Consider the following 15,874-nt stretch of genomic DNA (forward strand, 5'->3'; position numbering starts at 1 on the left):
CTGTGCGCGCGGCCGCGGTGACTATCGCGGGTCGAGCGGGTAGTCCTCCGCCAACTGATCGATCTGCTCGGTGCTCGGATCGCTCTCCGAGAAGTCCATCTTCGGCACGGGCCGGCGGAAGCCGCCGGTGACGAGCGCGATGATGACAACGCCGACGGCCAGCCAGATCCCGCCGACGAGCCAGGTGAGGGCCTCGAGCGAGCTCCAGAGCCAGATCGTGAGCGCGAACCCGATAAGCGGCATGACGCCGTACCGGATCAGGGCCCAGGCGCCCTCCGGTCGCTTGCCGTGCTTCGGGAAGAGGTAGGTGCGGATGACCGAGAGGTTGACCATCGCGAACGCCGCGAGGGCGCCGAAGCTGATCATGAACGCGACGGTGTCGAGCGAGAGGAAGAGCGCGGAGAGCGCGAATACCGACACGACCACCGCGGCGATCACGGGAGTGCCGAAGCGGGAGTGCAGTCGCGAGAGCGGCTTCGGCAGCATGCCGTCGCGGCCCATCGCGTAGAGGATGCGCGACACCGACACCTGGCCGGTCATACCCGAACCGAAGGCGCCCACCACGTAGATGGCGACGAAGAACGACGTGAACCAGCTCGTGCCGAAGCTGTCCATCACGGTCGTTCCCGCAGCGTCGATCTGAGCGCTGCTGAGGGTCGACCACTCGGGGTTGAACGCCAGGGCGCCGGCCCACGAGACGAGGATGAAGAAGAAGCCGCCGAGCATCGTCGCGAGCAGGATCGCGCGAGGGATGTCGCGGCGCGGGTTCTTCGCCTCCTCAGACAGTGTCGACACCGCGTCGAAACCGAGGAAGGAGAGCGCGAGGATCGCGGCTCCCGACGCGATCGCGCCGATGCCGCCCTCACCGAAGGTGAAGGGGTCGATGAGGCCGACCGACTGGTCGCCGCCGAGGTACTGCTTGAATGCGAGCGCGACGAAGACGACCACGAGCACCACGGAGAGGGCGATGATGACGAAGTTGACCTTGTTCACGAGCGTGATGCCCAGAATGTTGAAGACCAGCACGAGCACCAGCGCGACGAGGGTGAAGACCCAGATCGGAATGGCCGGGAACTGGGTGTTCATGTAGATGCCGATGAGCATGAAGTTGATCATCGGGATGAAGAGGTAGTCGAGCAGCATGACCCAACCGGTCAGGAACCCGGCCGCGCCCCCGAAGGACTGCTGCGAATAGGTGTACGCCGATCCCGCGACGGGATACTTGCGCACCATCGCCCCGTAGCTCGCCGCCGTGAAGAGCATGGTGATGACCGCGACGACGTAGGCCGCGGGGAGGTGCCCATCGGTGACCTGATTGACGATGCCGTAGGTCGTGAAGACGGTGATGACCGTCATGTAGGTGACCCCGAAGAGGGTCAGGCCGGTGAGGCCGAGTGCCCGCTGCAATCGGGGCTTGGACTGGGTGTCGCTCACGATGGTCTCCTTTGATTCGTGCAACGTCGAGGAACGGGTCAGGTGGTGATGGAAGTGCTCAGGAAGGTGGTGTCGCCGGCGAGCCAGGTGCCGTTGACGACGATCTCGGCGATCGCCTCCGGGGCGATGGTCAACGGGTCGGCCGAGAGCCAGGCGGCGTCGGCGACGCGGCCCACCTCGAGGGTGCCGCGATCATTCGCGAGGGCCTGCCGCGCGATGCCGGTGGTGTAGGCGCCGAGCGCGGCCGCGGCGCTGATGCGCTCCTCCGGCAGCCAGGCGTCGGCGTCGGGCTCGGTGTGGCTGTGGCGGGTGATGGCGGTGGAGAGCGCCGGCCGCCAGTCGCGGGTCGTCACCGGCCAGTCGCTGCCGAACGTGACAGTGGCTCCGCTGCGATGCACCGACCCGATGAGGTACTGCCATCCTTCGCGGGAGTGGCCGAGATGCGGGATCGTGAGGTCGCGCATCACCGCGTCGCACTGCGCCCAGTACGGTTCGAAGTTCGCGATGACCCCGAGTTCGGCGAAGCGCTGGACGTCGGCGGGATCGAGCAGCGCGACGTGAGCGATGACGTCGGCGCGCTCCCTGGCGGGGTTCGTCGCGCGGGCGTGCGCGAGCGCATCGAGCGCGCTGCGGTTCGCGGCGTCGCCGATCGCGTGGAGGTGCAGTTGGAACCCCTCCGCGTCGAATGCGCGCACGGCCTCGGCGAGCTCGGCGTCGCTCCAGTTCGGCAGCCCGCGATCATCGGGCCGGTCGGCGTATGGCTGGATGAGTGCGGCGGTGTGGCTCTCGATGACCCCGTCGAGGAAGAGCTTCACCGTCTCTCCGCTCAGTCGCGGGTGGTCCAGCGACCTGACGCGGTTGCGGTTCGTGACGAACTCGGCGACCTGCTCGCGCCAGCGCGCCGGGTCGGCGCGGAATGCGAGGTTGACGCGCGTGTGCAACCGTTCCTGCTGCGCCGCTTCGAGGTAGAGCTCGAGGTCGGCCGGCTCCACCCAGGCGTCCTGAATCCAGGTGGTGCCCTGCTCCGCGTAACCCCGGGTCGCCCGTTCGAGCGCTTCGAGCCGCTGATCCAACGCGAACGGGGGCACCACGTCCGCGATGAAATCGTTGGCCGCCGCCTCCTGCAGGGTTCCAAGCGGTGCGCCATCGGCCCCGCGCACGATGCGGCCGAGCTCCGGGTCGGGGGTGTCGGCGGTGATGCCGCCGGCGGCCAGCGCCGCACTGTTCACCCACGCGGTGTGGTAATCCCAGGCGCGCAGGATGGTGGGGGTGCTCCCGGTGACCTCGTCGAGCCAGCGGGCGTCGAACAGACCGCCTTCGGAGAAGGTCGCGTCATAGCTCGCACCCACGATCCACTCGGCGTCGGGGTTCTCGGCCTTCCATGCTGCGACGGCGGAGACGATGCCTGCGAGGTCGGCGGCTTGCCGCACCTGCGGACCGAGCGCCTCGACGCCGCCCAGGACGGGGTGAGCGTGGCCGTCTCCGATGCCGGGCACGAGCGCGCCCCCGGCGAGATCGATCACGGTCGTCGCCTCAGCGGTGAGCGCCCGCGCGTCTTCCCCGATCGCTGCGACTCTGCCCGACCGGAAGGCGATCGCGTCGCTCGTCGCACGGTCCGCGCCCCCCATCGGATCGACGATGACGGTTCCGTTCACGAAGACGGTGACGTGCGAGGCTTCACTCATGCTGCATCCTTGCTGCTCGGTGCCGGAGGGCGGGAGGTCTAGAGTGGTAAACGAACGGGGTTCGTTTACCGGCGGGTCGAGAATAGTACGGATTCTCCGGCAGAGCGAGCGAACGCACGGATTCGTTGCGCAATCCGTATCGACGAGCACGAAGGAGTGGCATGGCCAGCGAGGAGTCTGCGAAGCGGCGGCGAGCCGGCCGGCCCAAGCAGAACGTGCTGTCGCCTCGGCTGATCCACGAGACGGCACTCCGCCTCATCGACCGGCACGGAGTCGAGGGTGCGGGAATGCGGGCGATCGCGGCTGAGCTCGGTGTGCGGCCCTCATCGCTCTACAACCACGTCGCCGGTCAAGCCGAACTCATCGCGGGCGTGCGCGACCTGGTGAGCGAACGGATCCCCACCGCCCCGTTCGCCGAGCTGCCTTGGGATGCGGCGCTCGAGCAGTGGGCGCTCGGGTATCGGCTCGCCTTCGCGTCGCACCCGCCGACGATCGCGCTGCTCGCCGTGCAACCACTCGACCCCGATTCGAGCACGTCGTTCATGTACGACGCGGTCGCGGCCGGCCTGGTGCGCGCTGGATGGCCGCAGGAGCGGGCGCTCTCGGTGATCGTGGCCTTCGAGTGCTTCATCCTCGGGGCGGCGCTCGATCTCGCGGCGGACCCGGCCATGCTCGATCCGGGGCGGCGGGGCGACGTGCCGGCCTTCTCAGCGGTCTACCGCGCGCGAAGCGAGGCGCTCGAGGCCTCCGGGACCAGCCCGGCCGACGACGCGTTCGGCATCGGCCTGCGTGCGATGCTCGCCGGCCTCCGCGCCGAGTACGCCGCTCTCGCAGCGCAGAAGAACGACGATCGGCGACGCTCCTAGAAGATGATCGTGCGATCGCCGTCGACGAGCACGCGGTTCTCGGCGTAGGAGCGCACGGCGTGGCGCAGTACGCGCGCCTCCACGTCCTGGCCCAACTGCGTCAGCGACCGCACCGTGTAGCCGTGATCCACGCGGATCGTGTCCTGCTCGATGATGGGCCCCTCATCGAGATCGGTCGTGACGAAGTGCGCTGTCGCCCCGATGAGCTTCACGCCCCGCTGGTGCGCCTGCTTGTAGGGGTTCGCGCCCTTGAACCCCGGCAGGAAGGAATGGTGGATGTTGATCGCGCGTCCTTCGAGCGCGGCGCAGAGCTCGGGCGAGAGGATCTGCATGTACCGCGCGAGCACGACGAGCTCGATGTCGAGCTCGGCGACCGCCTCCAAGACGCGCGCTTCGAACGCCGCCTTGTCGTCGCCGCCGGCGATGGTGCGGTGCTCGAACGGCACGTCGTAGAACTCCGCGATGTCGCGCACCGTCTCGTGATTCGAGAGCACGAGGGGGACGTCGATGGCGAGCTGGCCGGCGCGGCGACGGTAGAGCAGGTCGTTCACGCAGTGCGTCGCCGTCGAGGCGAGGATCAGCGTGCGCACCGGTCGGTCCGCACGATCCAGGCGCCAGGTCATGTGGTAGCGCTCCGTGACCGGGGCGAGCGCAGCGGCGAACCGCTCATCGAACGTCTCCGGCTGGGCGACGGCCTCCACCTGCAGCCGCATGAAGAAGCGGCCGGTATCCGCCGAGGCGAATTGCTGGCTCTCCACGATGTTGCCGCCGGCTGCCACGATGGCGCCGCTGATCGAGTGCACGATCCCGGGTCCGTCGATGCAGGAGAGGGTCAGGACCCACTGGGTGTCGGAAGCGGTGGGAGGTGCGAAGAGCGTAGTCACGGTCTCCAGGGTAGTGCGTGCGCCGTATCGGCCCAATTTTGCTACAGTGACGCCAGGGGGCGGCGCCCGGAGTTGCGCGCAGAGCATCAACCGGGCGGCGAGCATCAGCGCAAAGGAGTGAATCGATGTCGCAGCTACGTACCGGCGAATCGTCTGACCCGATCTTCGAGCAGGACCCCGGCCTTCCGCCGGTCGCGCTCAGCGATGACGAGCGCGCGGAGGACGCGGGCAGGCACCGCGGTCTGAAGATCGCGATCTGGATCGCGGTCGGCATCCTGGGAGCGGTGGGCTGGACCATGCTCGCCCTGGCGCGAGGCGAGACGGTGAACGCCATCTGGTTCGTGTTCGCGGGCGTCTGCACCTATCTCATCGGATACCGCTTCTACTCGAAGTTCATCGAGTGGAAGATCGCGAGACCGGACGACCGCCGTGCGACACCCGCGGAGTACCGGGCGAACGGCAGCGACTACGTCGTCACCGACCGGCGCGTGCTCTACGGCCACCACTTCGCCGCGATCGCCGGCGCCGGGCCGCTCGTCGGTCCCATCCTCGCGGCGCAGTGGGGCTTTCTTCCCGGAACGATCTGGATCGTCGTCGGCGTGATCGTCGCAGGCGCCGTGCAGGACTACCTGGTGCTGTACTTCTCCATGCGCCGCGGAGGCCGCTCCCTGGGGCAGATGGCCCGCGACCAGCTCGGCCGGATCGGCGGGACGGCGGCGATTCTCGCGACCCTCGTCATCATGGTGATCATCGTCGCGATTCTCGCGCTCGTCGTCGTCAACGCGCTGGCCGAGAGCCCGTGGGGCGTCTTCTCCGTCGGGCTCACCATCCCCATCGCGCTCTTCATGGGGGTGTATCTGCGCTACCTGCGCCCGGGGCGCATCACGGAAGTGTCGATCATCGGGTTCGTGCTGCTGATGGCCGCCATCATCTCCGGCGGATGGGTGGCCGAGACCGAGTGGGGCGCGGCCCTGTTCACCCTGGACAAGACGACGCTCGCCTGGTGCATCATCATCTACGGCTTCATCGCGGCCGTGCTGCCGGTCTGGTTGCTGCTCGCGCCGCGCGACTATCTCTCGACCTTCATGAAGATCGGCGTGATCCTGCTGCTCGCCGCGGCGGTGATCCTCGTCATGCCGAACGTCGAGGCCCCGGCGCTCAGCCAGTTCGCCTTCACGGACACCGCTCCGGTCGTGACCGGCAGCATCTTCCCGTTCCTCTTCGTCACGATCGCGTGCGGCGCCCTCTCCGGATTCCACGCGCTCATCGCGAGCGGCACGACCCCCAAACTCGTGCAGAAGGAACGGCAGACCCGCGTCATCGGGTACGGCGGCATGCTCATGGAATCATTCGTGGCGCTGATGGCGCTGGTCGCCGCAGTGACGCTCGATCAGGGCATCTACTACGCCATGAACGGATCCGCAGCAGCAACGGGCGGCACCGTGCAGGGCGCGGTCGACTTCGTCATGGGTCTCGGCCTCGCCGGAGTCGACGTCTCAGCGCAGCAGCTCACCGACATGGCCGCCGCTGTCGGCGAGGAGAGCATCGTCTCGCGCACCGGCGGCGCCCCGACCCTCGCGCTCGGCCTGGCGAACATCATGAAAGATCTCATCGGCGGCACGGCCATGATGGGCTTCTGGTACCACTTCGCGATCATGTTCGAGGCCCTCTTCATCCTGACCGCCGTCGACGCCGGCACGCGAGTCGCCCGCTTCATGCTGCAGGACTCGATCGGCAACGTCGCGCCGAAGTTCGGCGACAACTCGTGGCGTCCCGGGGTGTGGATCACGACCGCGATCATGGTCGCGGCATGGGGATCGATCCTGATCATGGGAGTCACCGACCCGCTGGGGGGCATCAACACGCTCTTCCCGCTCTTCGGGATCGCCAACCAGCTGCTCGCGGCCATCGCCCTCGCCGTCGTCATGGCCATCGTCGCGGCGCAGAAGAACTTCAAGTACCTCTGGGTGGTCGTCGTGCCGCTCGCCCTCACCGCCGTCGTCACGATCACGGCCTCGGCGTTCAAGATCTTCTCGCCCAATCCGGCGATCGGCTACTGGGCGAATCACGTCGCATTCCGCGAGGCGCTCGCCGCAGGGGAGACGTCGCACGGCACGGCAGAGGGAGTCGAGGCGATGAGCGCCGTCGTGCGCAACACCGCGATCCAGGGGACGCTCTCGATCCTGTTCGTCACGCTCGCGATCATCGTCATCATCGCCGCCGTACTGGCGGTACTCCGCTCGCACCGAAGCCCGGAGGCCGTCGATACGAGCGATCCGCCGGTCGCATCCCGCACCTATGCTCCTGCCGGCATACTGGCGACTCCGAACGAGCGCAGGCTCGAGCGCCGATGGGCCGACGACCAGCCGCATGCGGCGCGCGCGAGGGGGCACTGAGTGCGTCGGCTCGTGCGCGCGATCGGGGCAGGCGGGGCGCGTCTGCGCTGGTTCTGCCGCGAGCTCTTCGGCGACGCCAAGTACGAGCGCTACGTCGCGCATCTTCGCGTCGCGCACCCTGACGCGCCGGTGCCCGACGTGCGTACCTTCTGGCGCGAGCACTACGCCGAGCAGGATCGGAACCCCGGCGCGCGCTGCTGCTGACCGACGAGCCGGCGGCGCACCGCGATACGGCGAGCGGGCGAGGCTCGACCGCTCGCCGCCGCCGTCGCGGCTTGCTAAGCTGAGCCCGTCGCGACTGGCGTACAGATGGTCACCATCGGGAAACGACACACTGCTTGCATGGGACGGCCGCTCGCCTGGGTCGGATCCGGAAATGTTGCCGCGCTCGCGCGCGAATCACCACCGAGGAGCATTGCATGACCACCCAGTCAGCCTTTTTCAACGAGCCGCTCGAAGTCGTCGATCCTGAGATCGCCGAGGTCCTCAAGAACGAGCTCAACCGCCAGCGTTCCACGCTGGAGATGATCGCCAGTGAGAACTTCGTGCCTCGCGCCGTGCTCGAATCGCAGGGTTCCGTGCTCACGAACAAGTACGCAGAGGGGTACCCGGGCCGCCGCTACTACGGCGGCTGCGAGTTCGTCGACGTCGCCGAGGACCTGGCGCGCGAGCGCGCCAAGTCGCTCTTCGGCGCGTCATACGCCAATGTGCAGCCTCACTCCGGCGCGTCCGCCAATGCCGCCGTGCTCTCCGCGATCGCCGAGCCGGGCGACACGATCCTCGGTCTCGAGCTGTCGCACGGCGGGCACCTCACGCACGGCATGAAGCTGAACTTCTCCGGCAAGCTCTACAAGGTCGCCTCCTACGGAGTCGACCCCGACACGTTCCTCATCGACATGGATGTCGTGCGCCAGCAGGCGCTCGAGCACCGGCCCAAGGTGATCATCGCCGGGTGGTCCGCCTACCCCCGCACGCTCGATTTCGCGAAGTTCCGCGAGATCGCCGACGAGGTGGGAGCCACCCTCTGGGTCGACATGGCGCACTTCGCGGGTCTCGTCGCTGCAGGCCTCTACCCGAACCCGGTGCCGCACGCGCACGTCGTCTCGTCGACCGTGCACAAGACCATCGGCGGGCCCCGTTCTGGTTTCATCCTCACCAACGATCTCGACCTGCACAAGAAGCTGAACTCGAACGTCTTCCCAGGGCAGCAGGGCGGGCCGCTCATGCACGTGATCGCCGCGAAGGCGACCGCGTTCAAGCTCGCCGCGACGGAGGAGTTCGCCGACCGCCAGGTGCGCACCCTCTCGGGAGCGAAGCTCGTGGCCGAGGCGCTGACGACCGAGGCCGCGCGCGGAGCCGGCGTCGATGTGCTGACGGGCGGCACTGACGTGCACCTCGTGCTCGCCGACCTGCGCGACTCGTCGCTCGACGGGCAGCAGGCGGAGGATGCGCTGCACTCGGTCGGCATCACGGTCAACCGCAACGCCGTTCCCTTCGATCCTCGCCCGCCCATGGTCACGTCGGGCCTGCGGATCGGCACGCCCGCGCTCGCGACCCGCGGATTCGGCGACGCCGAGTTCGCCGAGGTCGCCGACATCATCGCACTGACGCTGCAGCAGTCGGGCGACGTCGATGCGCTCTCGGCCCGCGTCACGGCGCTCGCCGACGCGTTCCCGCTGTACCCCGGTCTCGAGGAGTGGTAACCGATGGCCGCTGAACTCCTGGACGGGAAGGCAGCTGCCTCGGCGATCAAGCAGGAGCTCACGGGCCGCGTGTCGGCGTTGCGCGAGCGCGGAATCGTGCCCGGGCTCGCGACGGTGCTCGTCGGTGACGACCCCGGATCGCAGTGGTACGTCGCCGGCAAGCACCGGGACTGCGCCGAGGTCGGCATCGCGTCGATCAAGCGCGACCTCCCGGAGTCGGTGACGCAGGAGGAGCTCGAGGCCGTGCTCGATGAGCTGAACGCCGACCCGGCGTGCACCGGCTACATCGTCCAGCTCCCGCTGCCGAAGCACATCGACACCGATCGGATCCTCGAGCGCATCGATCCCGACAAGGACGCCGACGGACTGCACCCGACGAACCTCGGGCGGCTCGTGCTCAACGCGAACCGACCGATCGCGTCGCCGCTGCCGTGCACTCCGCGCGGTGTGATCGAACTCGTGGAGCGCAACGGCATCTCATGGGCGGGCAAGCACGTGGTGGTGGTGGGCCGGGGTGTGACCGTCGGGCGACCGATCGGTCCGCTGCTCACGCGTCGCGAGTACAACGCGACGGTGACACTGACGCACACGGGAACGCAGGATCTCGGCAGCATCCTGCAGCAGGCCGACGTGATCGTCGCTGCGGCCGGCTCCGAGGGCATCGTGCGCGCGGAGCATGTGAAGCCCGGCGCGATCGTGCTCGACGTCGGAGTATCGCGCAAGACCGATCCGGTGACGGGGAAGAGCCGTGTCGTCGGAGACGTCGATCCCTCGGTCGCCGAGGTCGCGGCGTGGGTCTCACCGAATCCGGGCGGCGTCGGGCCGATGACGCGTGCGCTTCTGCTGCAGAACGTCGTGGAGATGGCTGAGCGCGGCTGACTCCAGTGCTGCAAGTTCTGCGCCGCCCGTTGGGGATGCCGAACTTTCAGGCGGGCGCGGCATACTGGTGTGCGTCGTGCCCGCCGCCCATCCCGACGAAAGTTGAGCTCTGCACGTGACATCGACGACCACCGCACTCTCCATGATCGCGACCGTCCCTGCGCTGCTCGGCATCGACTGGCTCGATCCGGAGACCCTGCTGGAGGCCGGTGGGTGGATCGCGCTGGTGCTCGCGTGCGCCTTCGTGTTCCTGGAAACGGGCGTGCTCGTGCTGGCGTTCCTCCCCGGTGATTCGCTCCTCTTCACGGTCGGGCTCTTCAGCGCGACGGGCATCATCGATGTGCCGATCGGGATCACGTGCGCCCTCCTCTTCGCCTTCGCCTTCGCCGGCGACCAGATGGGCTTCATGATCGGGCGGAAGCTGGGACCTGCGGTCTTCAACCGGGAGAAGAGCCGCCTCTTCAACCCCGAGAACGTCGCGCGCACGCACGCGTTCTTCGAGAAGCACGGTCCGAAGGCGATCATCATCGCGCGCTTCCTCCCGATCTTCCGCGCATTCGTGCCGGCTGCTGCCGGCGTCGGCAAGATGGAGTACCGCCACTTCGTCCTCTACAACGCGATCGGCGCCCTGCTCTGGGGCGTCGGGGTGACCCTCCTCGGGTTCTTCCTCGGGCAGATCCCCTTCGTGCGCGAGTACAGCGAGGTATTCATCATCGTCCTCGTGCTGATCCCGGGCATCCCGATCCTCATCGAACTCTTCCGCGCCCTCTCGCACTGGCGTGCGAAGCGCGGGGCTCCGGTCGCCGCGCCCCTCTCGCGCGACGGCGACGAGATCGTCTGAAGAGGGCGCGCAGACAGATGAATACGCACCCGGGCAGCGAGTACGAGGGCCTCATCGGCTGGATCCTGACGCTGATGGAGCGCATCGGCGAGTGGGGGGTCGGGCTCGCCGTCTTCCTCGAGACGTTCATTCCGCCGATTCCCTCGGAGGCGCTGCTTCCCGGCGCCGGCTTTCTCGCGTACGAGGGGCGGCTGAATTTCTGGTTCGCGTGGGCGATGGCCACACTCGGGGCTCTGGTGGGCGCCTGGGTCTGGTACGCGATCGGCGCCGCCTTCGGCCGGGACCGGACCCGTCGGGTCGTCGGCAAGATCCCGCTCATGGACCACGACGACTTCGATCGTGCGGAAGTGTTCTTCTCGCGGTGGGGAGGCACGGCGGTGCTCCTCGGCCGCTGCGTCCCTCTCGTCAGATCCTTCATCTCCATTCCCGCGGGCATCGAGCGCATGTCGATCGCGAAGTTCAGCATGTACACGCTGCTCGGATCCGGTGTCTGGAACGGGATCTGGATCGGACTGGGGTACGCGTTCGGGCCGGCGATCAAGCCGATACTCGAGCAGTGGAGCGGCGTGCTCTCCGACGCCATCATCGTGATCATCGTCGCGCTCTTCCTGTGGTTCGTGATCGCCCGACTGGTGCGCAACGCGCGCCGCAAGCGGGCCTCGTAGAGCGCTCGGCGAACGAGCGGCATTCGCCGGTTGACGGCGCGCTGATCCTGCCTTAAAGTACAACCAAATGGTTGCACAAATCTCGCCCCAGTCCGCTGACGCCAGCGCCGAGCCCGCGCTCGGGCTGACGGACGAGCAGGTGAACCGCGTCTTCCGCGCCCTCGCCGACGCGACACGGCGCGACATCGTGCGACGCACCCTGACCGCAGAGGCCTCGATCTCCGAGCTGGCGGCCGACTACGACATGTCGTTCGCGGCGGTGCAGAAGCACGTCAGCGTGCTCGAAGCAGCGGATCTCGTCGCACGAACCCCCAAGGGAAGGGAGCGCATCATCTGCGGCAACCCCGAGACCATCCGTCGGGTCCAGGAACTCCTGGGCCACTTCGAGCAGATCTGGCGCTCGCGCATCGATCGGCTCGACGCGTTCCTCTCCGAACGCCCCGAGTAACCCACGCCGGCGCTGCACCGACGCAGCGATCCCGGCACGCGAAGAAAGGTCGACATCATGCCCATCACCTCCGTCACGACCGATACCGAGGCGTACACCCTCACCGTGGTCGCCGATTTCACCGTCCCGGTGCGCCGCCTCTGGGACGCCTACGTCGATCCCAGGCAGATCGAACGCTTCTGGGGGCCGCCCGAGTACCCCTCGACGTTCACCCGCCACGACGCGGTCGCGGGCGGCGTGAGCAACTACATCATGACGGGCCCCGACGGAGACCGGAGCTGCGGATACTGGGAATGGGAGTCCGTCGACGCACCGCACTCGTTCGCGGTGCGAGACGGCTTCGCGAACGACGACGGCACGCCGAACACCGAGTTCCCCACCGTGCGCATGGAGTTCGCCTTCACCGAGTCGGCCCTCGGCTCCAGACTCACCACCGTCTCCCGATTCGGTTCGCTCGAAGCGCTCGAACAGCTCAAGGCGATGGGAATGGAAGAGGGCATGCGCGCTGCGATGGGGCAGATCGACGCGGTCGTCGAGGACCTCCGATCGTTCGCCGCCGGGCGCGAGACCGAAGTGCAGCTGCTGGGTGAGACGCAGGCGCGGGTCTCCCGCATCATCCGCGGGTCGGTCGAGCAGGTGTGGCAGGCACACGTCGACCCCTCCCTCTTGCAGCGCTGGCAACTGGGGCCCGACGGCTGGAGCATGCCCGTCTGCGAGTACGGCGCCGAAGTCGGCCAGCGCCTGCGCACCGAATGGCAGAACGACGAGAGCGGTGAACGTTTCGGCTTCGCCGGGGTCGTCGTCGAATCAGCCGCACCGCATCGGCTCGTGACGACGGAGCGGATGATCTCGCCGCAGGATCCCGAGGGCTCTGGCAGCCCCGAGACCCTGAATGAGATGACGCTCGTTCCCGTCGACGGCGGCACACTGCTCGCCTACGTCATCACGTACCCGGACGCGACCGTGCGCGAGGCGGTGCTCGCCACCGGCATGGCCGAGGGCATGGAGACGGGCTACCAGCGTCTCGAGCAGGTCGTGCTCGCAGGCTGAGCGAACGACGGGCTCGACGGGCCCCGTTCACAGCGGGAGCGGCTACTCTAGGGGACTGTGCTGCTGACGGAACTGGAAAACTACTCGACCATCGCCCTGTACTCGGCGATGATCGTCTACGCCATCGCATTCGTGTTCTACGCGGTGGATCTCGCGAACCGCAGCGGTGACGCCGCAGCGGTCCGTACGCCGGTCGCCGACGCTGAGGCGGCGACGGCCGGCGGCGGCGTCGTGACGATGGTGCGGACGGCGCCGCCGAGCCGCGCCATCGGTACCGTGATCAAGCCTCGGCGATCACGCTCGCTGCGCATCGGGTTCTCGCTCACCGTCCTCGGGTTCCTGCTGCACCTCGGAGCGACCGTGCTGCGCGGCATCGGGGCGGAGCGCGTTCCGTGGGCGAACATGTACGAGTTCGCGCTGACCGCGACCTGCGCGATCGTACTGATCTTCCTGGTCGTGCAGTTCTTCGTCGACCTGCGCTTCCTCGGCGCGCTGATCACGGGCATGACGATCCTGTTCCTCGGCGTCACGAAGGTGAACTTCTACGTCGCGATCGTCCCGCTGCAGCCGGCGCTCGACTCGTACTGGCTCGTGATCCACATTCTCGTCGCCGTGCTCGCAGTCGGGTTCCTCACCCTGTCGTTCGGACTGTCGGTGCTGCAGCTGCTCCAAGCCCGACGCGAAGCGCGCGACGCGCAGGGCGCCACGCCGACCATGCGGTTCCTCTCCACCTTCCCCGCAGCCGTGCGCCTGGAAGATCTGGCCTACCGCCTGGCGATCATCGGGTTCGTCTTCTGGACGTTCACGCTCATCGCCGGCTCGATCTGGGCGGAAGCCGCGTGGAGCCGTTACTGGGGCTGGGACACGAAGGAAGTCTGGACCTTCGTCATCTGGGTGCTCTACGCGGGGTACATCCACGCCCGCGCGACGCGCGGCTGGCGAGGAACGCGATCAGCATGGCTGTCGGTCATCGCCTACACGGCGGTCATCTTCAACTTCACGATCGTCAACGTCTTCTTCAAGGGGCTGCACGCCTACTCGGGCCTGTAAGCGGGAGACCAGCGGCGGTGCGCCGATGGGCTACTGCAGCACCTCGACCATTTCCGCCGGATCGATGAGGCGGCCCGCGATCGTGCCGCCGGTGACGCCCGAGCGGTCGCCCGCGTCGCGCAGATGGTCGACGATCCAGACGAGCTCGTCGGCCTCGCGGGTCACGATCCAGTCGGTGTCGCCGATGCCGCAGGTGGCAGCCGACTGAACCGAGACGGCCGCCGAGGCGCCGGCCAGGCCAGGCCGGTCGCTCGCCCCGCTCACGGAGAGCCACTGCTTCGGCGACTCATCGGCTGCGGCAGCATCGACGACGACGCCGAGAGTGCTCCAGGTGCGAATGAGGGGCTGCACGATCGCCGTGCGCCGCAACTGACGCAGGGACCACTGCAGATCCTCGGGTGCGGCCCCCTGCAGCCAGACGAGCACGTCGGCGTCTGAGCGCACTCCGCTGACGTCGTACCAGCCGCGGACGACGACGCCCTCATCATCGATCTCCCGCGACACGTCTTCGAGCTCGCGGACGATGCCGGGCACGTCACGACCGTCGAGCACGACCGGGTGCGACGAACTCACGCGGAACGCCGCGAAGAGCGAGAACGTGGTCTCAGGCACGCCGCTCTCCAGCGCGTCAGAAGGGATGGCTGCGGGATCGATTCCGAGTTCGCTCATGCCTCCATCGTGGTGGCCGGAGGCGAGGGATGCAAGGGGCGGCGGCTCGGCCGCGATGGTCAGCGCACCAGCCGGGCGATCGCAGCCGAAGCCTCATGCAGCTTCTCGGCGGCCACTGCTCCGCCCTCCGCAGCGGCAGACGCGACGCAGTGACGCAGGTGATCGTCCAGGAGCTCGAGCGCCACGCGCTCCAGGGCCTTCGTCGCCGCCGAGACCTGCGTGAGGATGTCGATGCAGTACTCGTCCTCCTGCACCATGCGCTGGACGCCGCGCACCTGGCCCTCGGCGCGGCGCAGCCGCTTCAACAGTTCGTCTTTGTGCTCGATGTAGCCGTGCGTGTGCTCAGCGCAGGCAGCATCCATGACTTCGCTCATGCGAGAACTGTACCCGGGTTCAGCCGTCCGTTCGCCGACGGCGCAGCAACCCGACGACACCCCCGCCGATCAGCACGAGCACGGCCGCCCAGATGGCGAGGTAGAGCGGATACTCCTCAGACGCGATGCGCTCCCCGTTGAGCATCGATGCGACGACGAGGAGTGCCGGCTCGAGGTAGCTGAGCAGCCCGAACACGCTGATCGTCAGCAGTCGAGAGGCGAGGATGTAGCAGACGAGCGCGATGCCGGTGCCGATGCCGAAGACGGGTCCCAACCAGAGGAGATTCGGGTTGACGGCGAGGGACGTGCCCGTGACGAGCTCGCGCGCCAGCAGGATCGCGGCGATCGGTGTCATCGCGAGGAACTCCCAGAACATACCGCCCAGGTGCGCGAAACCGAGTGCCCTCCTGAGCACGAAGTACACGGGGTAGCCCACGGCGACGAGCAGCGTCTCCCAGGAGACGCCGCCGGCGCGCACGAGCTCGAAGCCGACGCCGATCGCGGCGATGCCCGCGGCAGCCCACTGCCACCACAGCAGGCGATCGCGGTACAAGAACTTGCCGACGAGCACGAGCATCAGGGGGAGGAGGAAGTACCCGAGGGCGACCTGCAGGCCGCGCCCGTGCAGCGGTGCCCAGGTGAACACCCAGAGCTGAACGGCGATCAGCGCGCCGCATGCGATCACTCCGAGCACGAGCAGCGGCGTGCGCCGGAGTCTGCGGCCGAGCTCGGCCACGAGATGCCACTGCCGTGCGGCGAGGAGCGCGAGGGCGATGATGGGAATCGCGCAGAGTGTGCGCAGCGCCCAGATCGCCTCAGCCGGGGCCGGGGCGAGCAGCGGCGTGACGAAGTAGATTCCCGCGAACAGCACAGAAGAGGCGACCGAAACGATCGCCCCTCTCGAGTCGCGGCTCAGCGAGCCGGTCACTC

At 68.0% G+C, this 15,874-nt stretch carries 16 protein-coding genes; 10 read left to right on the plus strand and 6 right to left on the minus strand.

Translation table 11 applies throughout. The features are described from left to right. Positions 1-21 precede the first annotated feature (21 nt). Both JE033_RS13365 and JE033_RS13370 read right to left on the minus strand, forming a co-directional pair. Entirely contained in the window at positions 22-1,434 is a 1,413-nt protein-coding gene (locus tag JE033_RS13365; protein WP_090152193.1) for an APC family permease, read from the minus strand. A gap of 38 nt (positions 1,435-1,472) precedes the next feature. Then, on the minus strand, positions 1,473-3,119 hold the full coding sequence (locus JE033_RS13370; RefSeq protein WP_200332268.1) for an amidohydrolase: 1,647 nt from the start codon (positions 3,117-3,119) through the stop codon (positions 1,473-1,475). 161 nt (positions 3,120-3,280) lie between these two features. Here JE033_RS13370 and JE033_RS13375 point away from each other — a divergent pair, with 161 nt between their 5' ends. Continuing rightward, positions 3,281-3,985 carry a TetR/AcrR family transcriptional regulator gene (locus JE033_RS13375; protein WP_200332269.1) on the plus strand — a complete coding sequence of 235 codons (705 nt, stop codon included), beginning with the start codon at positions 3,281-3,283 and terminating at the stop codon, positions 3,983-3,985. On the opposite strand, the gene purU is transcribed toward JE033_RS13375, so the two are convergent. Further along, positions 3,982-4,869 (minus strand): formyltetrahydrofolate deformylase, encoded by an 888-nt coding sequence (purU, locus tag JE033_RS13380; protein WP_200332270.1) that lies wholly within the window; start codon positions 4,867-4,869, stop codon positions 3,982-3,984. The two genes, JE033_RS13375 and purU, sit on opposite strands and share 4 nt — an antisense overlap. 125 nt (positions 4,870-4,994) lie before the next feature. Between purU and JE033_RS13385 the strand changes: the two genes are divergently transcribed. The 9 genes from JE033_RS13385 (at position 4,995) to ccsB (ending at position 13,901) form a co-directional block, all read left to right on the plus strand. Beyond that, positions 4,995-7,265, plus strand: coding sequence for a carbon starvation CstA family protein (locus JE033_RS13385; protein ID WP_200332271.1), 2,271 nt, complete (start codon positions 4,995-4,997; stop codon positions 7,263-7,265). Next, the gene (locus JE033_RS13390; protein WP_346058274.1) at positions 7,266-7,469 is read left to right on the plus strand and encodes a YbdD/YjiX family protein; all 204 of its coding nucleotides are present in this window, start codon (positions 7,266-7,268) and stop codon (positions 7,467-7,469) included. A gap of 215 nt (positions 7,470-7,684) precedes the next feature. Further along, on the plus strand, positions 7,685-8,968 hold the full coding sequence (gene glyA, locus JE033_RS13395; RefSeq protein ID WP_200332273.1) for a serine hydroxymethyltransferase: 1,284 nt from the start codon (positions 7,685-7,687) through the stop codon (positions 8,966-8,968). A 3-nt stretch (positions 8,969-8,971) separates the two neighbouring features. After that, positions 8,972-9,847 carry a bifunctional methylenetetrahydrofolate dehydrogenase/methenyltetrahydrofolate cyclohydrolase gene (locus JE033_RS13400; protein ID WP_200332275.1) on the plus strand — a complete coding sequence of 292 codons (876 nt, stop codon included), beginning with the start codon at positions 8,972-8,974 and terminating at the stop codon, positions 9,845-9,847. 115 nt (positions 9,848-9,962) lie between these two features. Then, a complete protein-coding gene (locus JE033_RS13405) occupies positions 9,963-10,688 on the plus strand; it encodes a VTT domain-containing protein (RefSeq protein ID WP_200332277.1) in 726 nt (241 codons plus the stop codon). 17 nt (positions 10,689-10,705) lie between these two features. After that, a complete protein-coding gene (locus tag JE033_RS13410; RefSeq protein WP_090152167.1) occupies positions 10,706-11,353 on the plus strand; it encodes a DedA family protein in 648 nt (215 codons plus the stop codon). A 67-nt stretch (positions 11,354-11,420) separates the two neighbouring features. Further along, on the plus strand, positions 11,421-11,801 hold the full coding sequence (locus JE033_RS13415) for a helix-turn-helix transcriptional regulator (RefSeq protein ID WP_090152164.1): 381 nt from the start codon (positions 11,421-11,423) through the stop codon (positions 11,799-11,801). 57 nt (positions 11,802-11,858) lie between these two features. Then, positions 11,859-12,851, plus strand: coding sequence for an SRPBCC family protein (locus JE033_RS13420; protein ID WP_090152161.1), 993 nt, complete (start codon positions 11,859-11,861; stop codon positions 12,849-12,851). A 108-nt stretch (positions 12,852-12,959) separates the two neighbouring features. Next, positions 12,960-13,901 carry a c-type cytochrome biogenesis protein CcsB gene (gene ccsB / locus JE033_RS13425; RefSeq protein ID WP_200332606.1) on the plus strand — a complete coding sequence of 314 codons (942 nt, stop codon included), beginning with the start codon at positions 12,960-12,962 and terminating at the stop codon, positions 13,899-13,901. A gap of 30 nt (positions 13,902-13,931) precedes the next feature. On the opposite strand, the gene JE033_RS13430 is transcribed toward ccsB, so the two are convergent. From JE033_RS13430 to rarD, 3 genes are read right to left on the minus strand one after another with little or no spacing between them, the layout of a single operon-like run. After that, complete coding sequence (locus tag JE033_RS13430) at positions 13,932-14,570, minus strand: chlorite dismutase family protein (protein WP_200332279.1); 639 nt, start codon at positions 14,568-14,570, stop codon at positions 13,932-13,934. A 59-nt stretch (positions 14,571-14,629) separates the two neighbouring features. Beyond that, on the minus strand, positions 14,630-14,944 hold the full coding sequence (locus JE033_RS13435) for a metal-sensitive transcriptional regulator (RefSeq protein WP_090152154.1): 315 nt from the start codon (positions 14,942-14,944) through the stop codon (positions 14,630-14,632). Between the two features lie 19 nt (positions 14,945-14,963). Continuing rightward, on the minus strand, positions 14,964-15,872 hold the full coding sequence (gene rarD / locus JE033_RS13440; protein ID WP_200332281.1) for an EamA family transporter RarD: 909 nt from the start codon (positions 15,870-15,872) through the stop codon (positions 14,964-14,966). Positions 15,873-15,874: the final 2 nt, after the last annotated feature.

This window comes from Leucobacter sp. L43, assembly GCF_016597785.1.
Taxonomy (GTDB): domain Bacteria; phylum Actinomycetota; class Actinomycetes; order Actinomycetales; family Microbacteriaceae; genus Leucobacter; species Leucobacter alluvii.

Excerpts from the sequence above, each read along its gene's own strand:
- ccsB (WP_200332606.1), top strand. The coding sequence starts at position 12,960 with ATGATCGTCTACGCCATCGCATTCGTGTTCTACGCGGTGGATCTCGCG.
- JE033_RS13385 (WP_200332271.1), top strand. The coding sequence starts at position 4,995 with ATGTCGCAGCTACGTACCGGCGAATCGTCTGACCCGATCTTCGAGCAG.
- JE033_RS13430 (WP_200332279.1), bottom strand. The coding sequence starts at position 14,570 with ATGAGCGAACTCGGAATCGATCCCGCAGCCATCCCTTCTGACGCGCTG.
- JE033_RS13400 (WP_200332275.1), top strand. The coding sequence starts at position 8,972 with ATGGCCGCTGAACTCCTGGACGGGAAGGCAGCTGCCTCGGCGATCAAG.
- JE033_RS13375 (WP_200332269.1), top strand. The coding sequence starts at position 3,281 with ATGGCCAGCGAGGAGTCTGCGAAGCGGCGGCGAGCCGGCCGGCCCAAG.
- JE033_RS13370 (WP_200332268.1), bottom strand. The coding sequence starts at position 3,119 with ATGAGTGAAGCCTCGCACGTCACCGTCTTCGTGAACGGAACCGTCATC.
- JE033_RS13420 (WP_090152161.1), top strand. The coding sequence starts at position 11,859 with ATGCCCATCACCTCCGTCACGACCGATACCGAGGCGTACACCCTCACC.
- JE033_RS13415 (WP_090152164.1), top strand. The coding sequence starts at position 11,421 with ATGGTTGCACAAATCTCGCCCCAGTCCGCTGACGCCAGCGCCGAGCCC.
- glyA (WP_200332273.1), top strand. The coding sequence starts at position 7,685 with ATGACCACCCAGTCAGCCTTTTTCAACGAGCCGCTCGAAGTCGTCGAT.
- JE033_RS13435 (WP_090152154.1), bottom strand. The coding sequence starts at position 14,944 with ATGAGCGAAGTCATGGATGCTGCCTGCGCTGAGCACACGCACGGCTAC.
- JE033_RS13410 (WP_090152167.1), top strand. The coding sequence starts at position 10,706 with ATGAATACGCACCCGGGCAGCGAGTACGAGGGCCTCATCGGCTGGATC.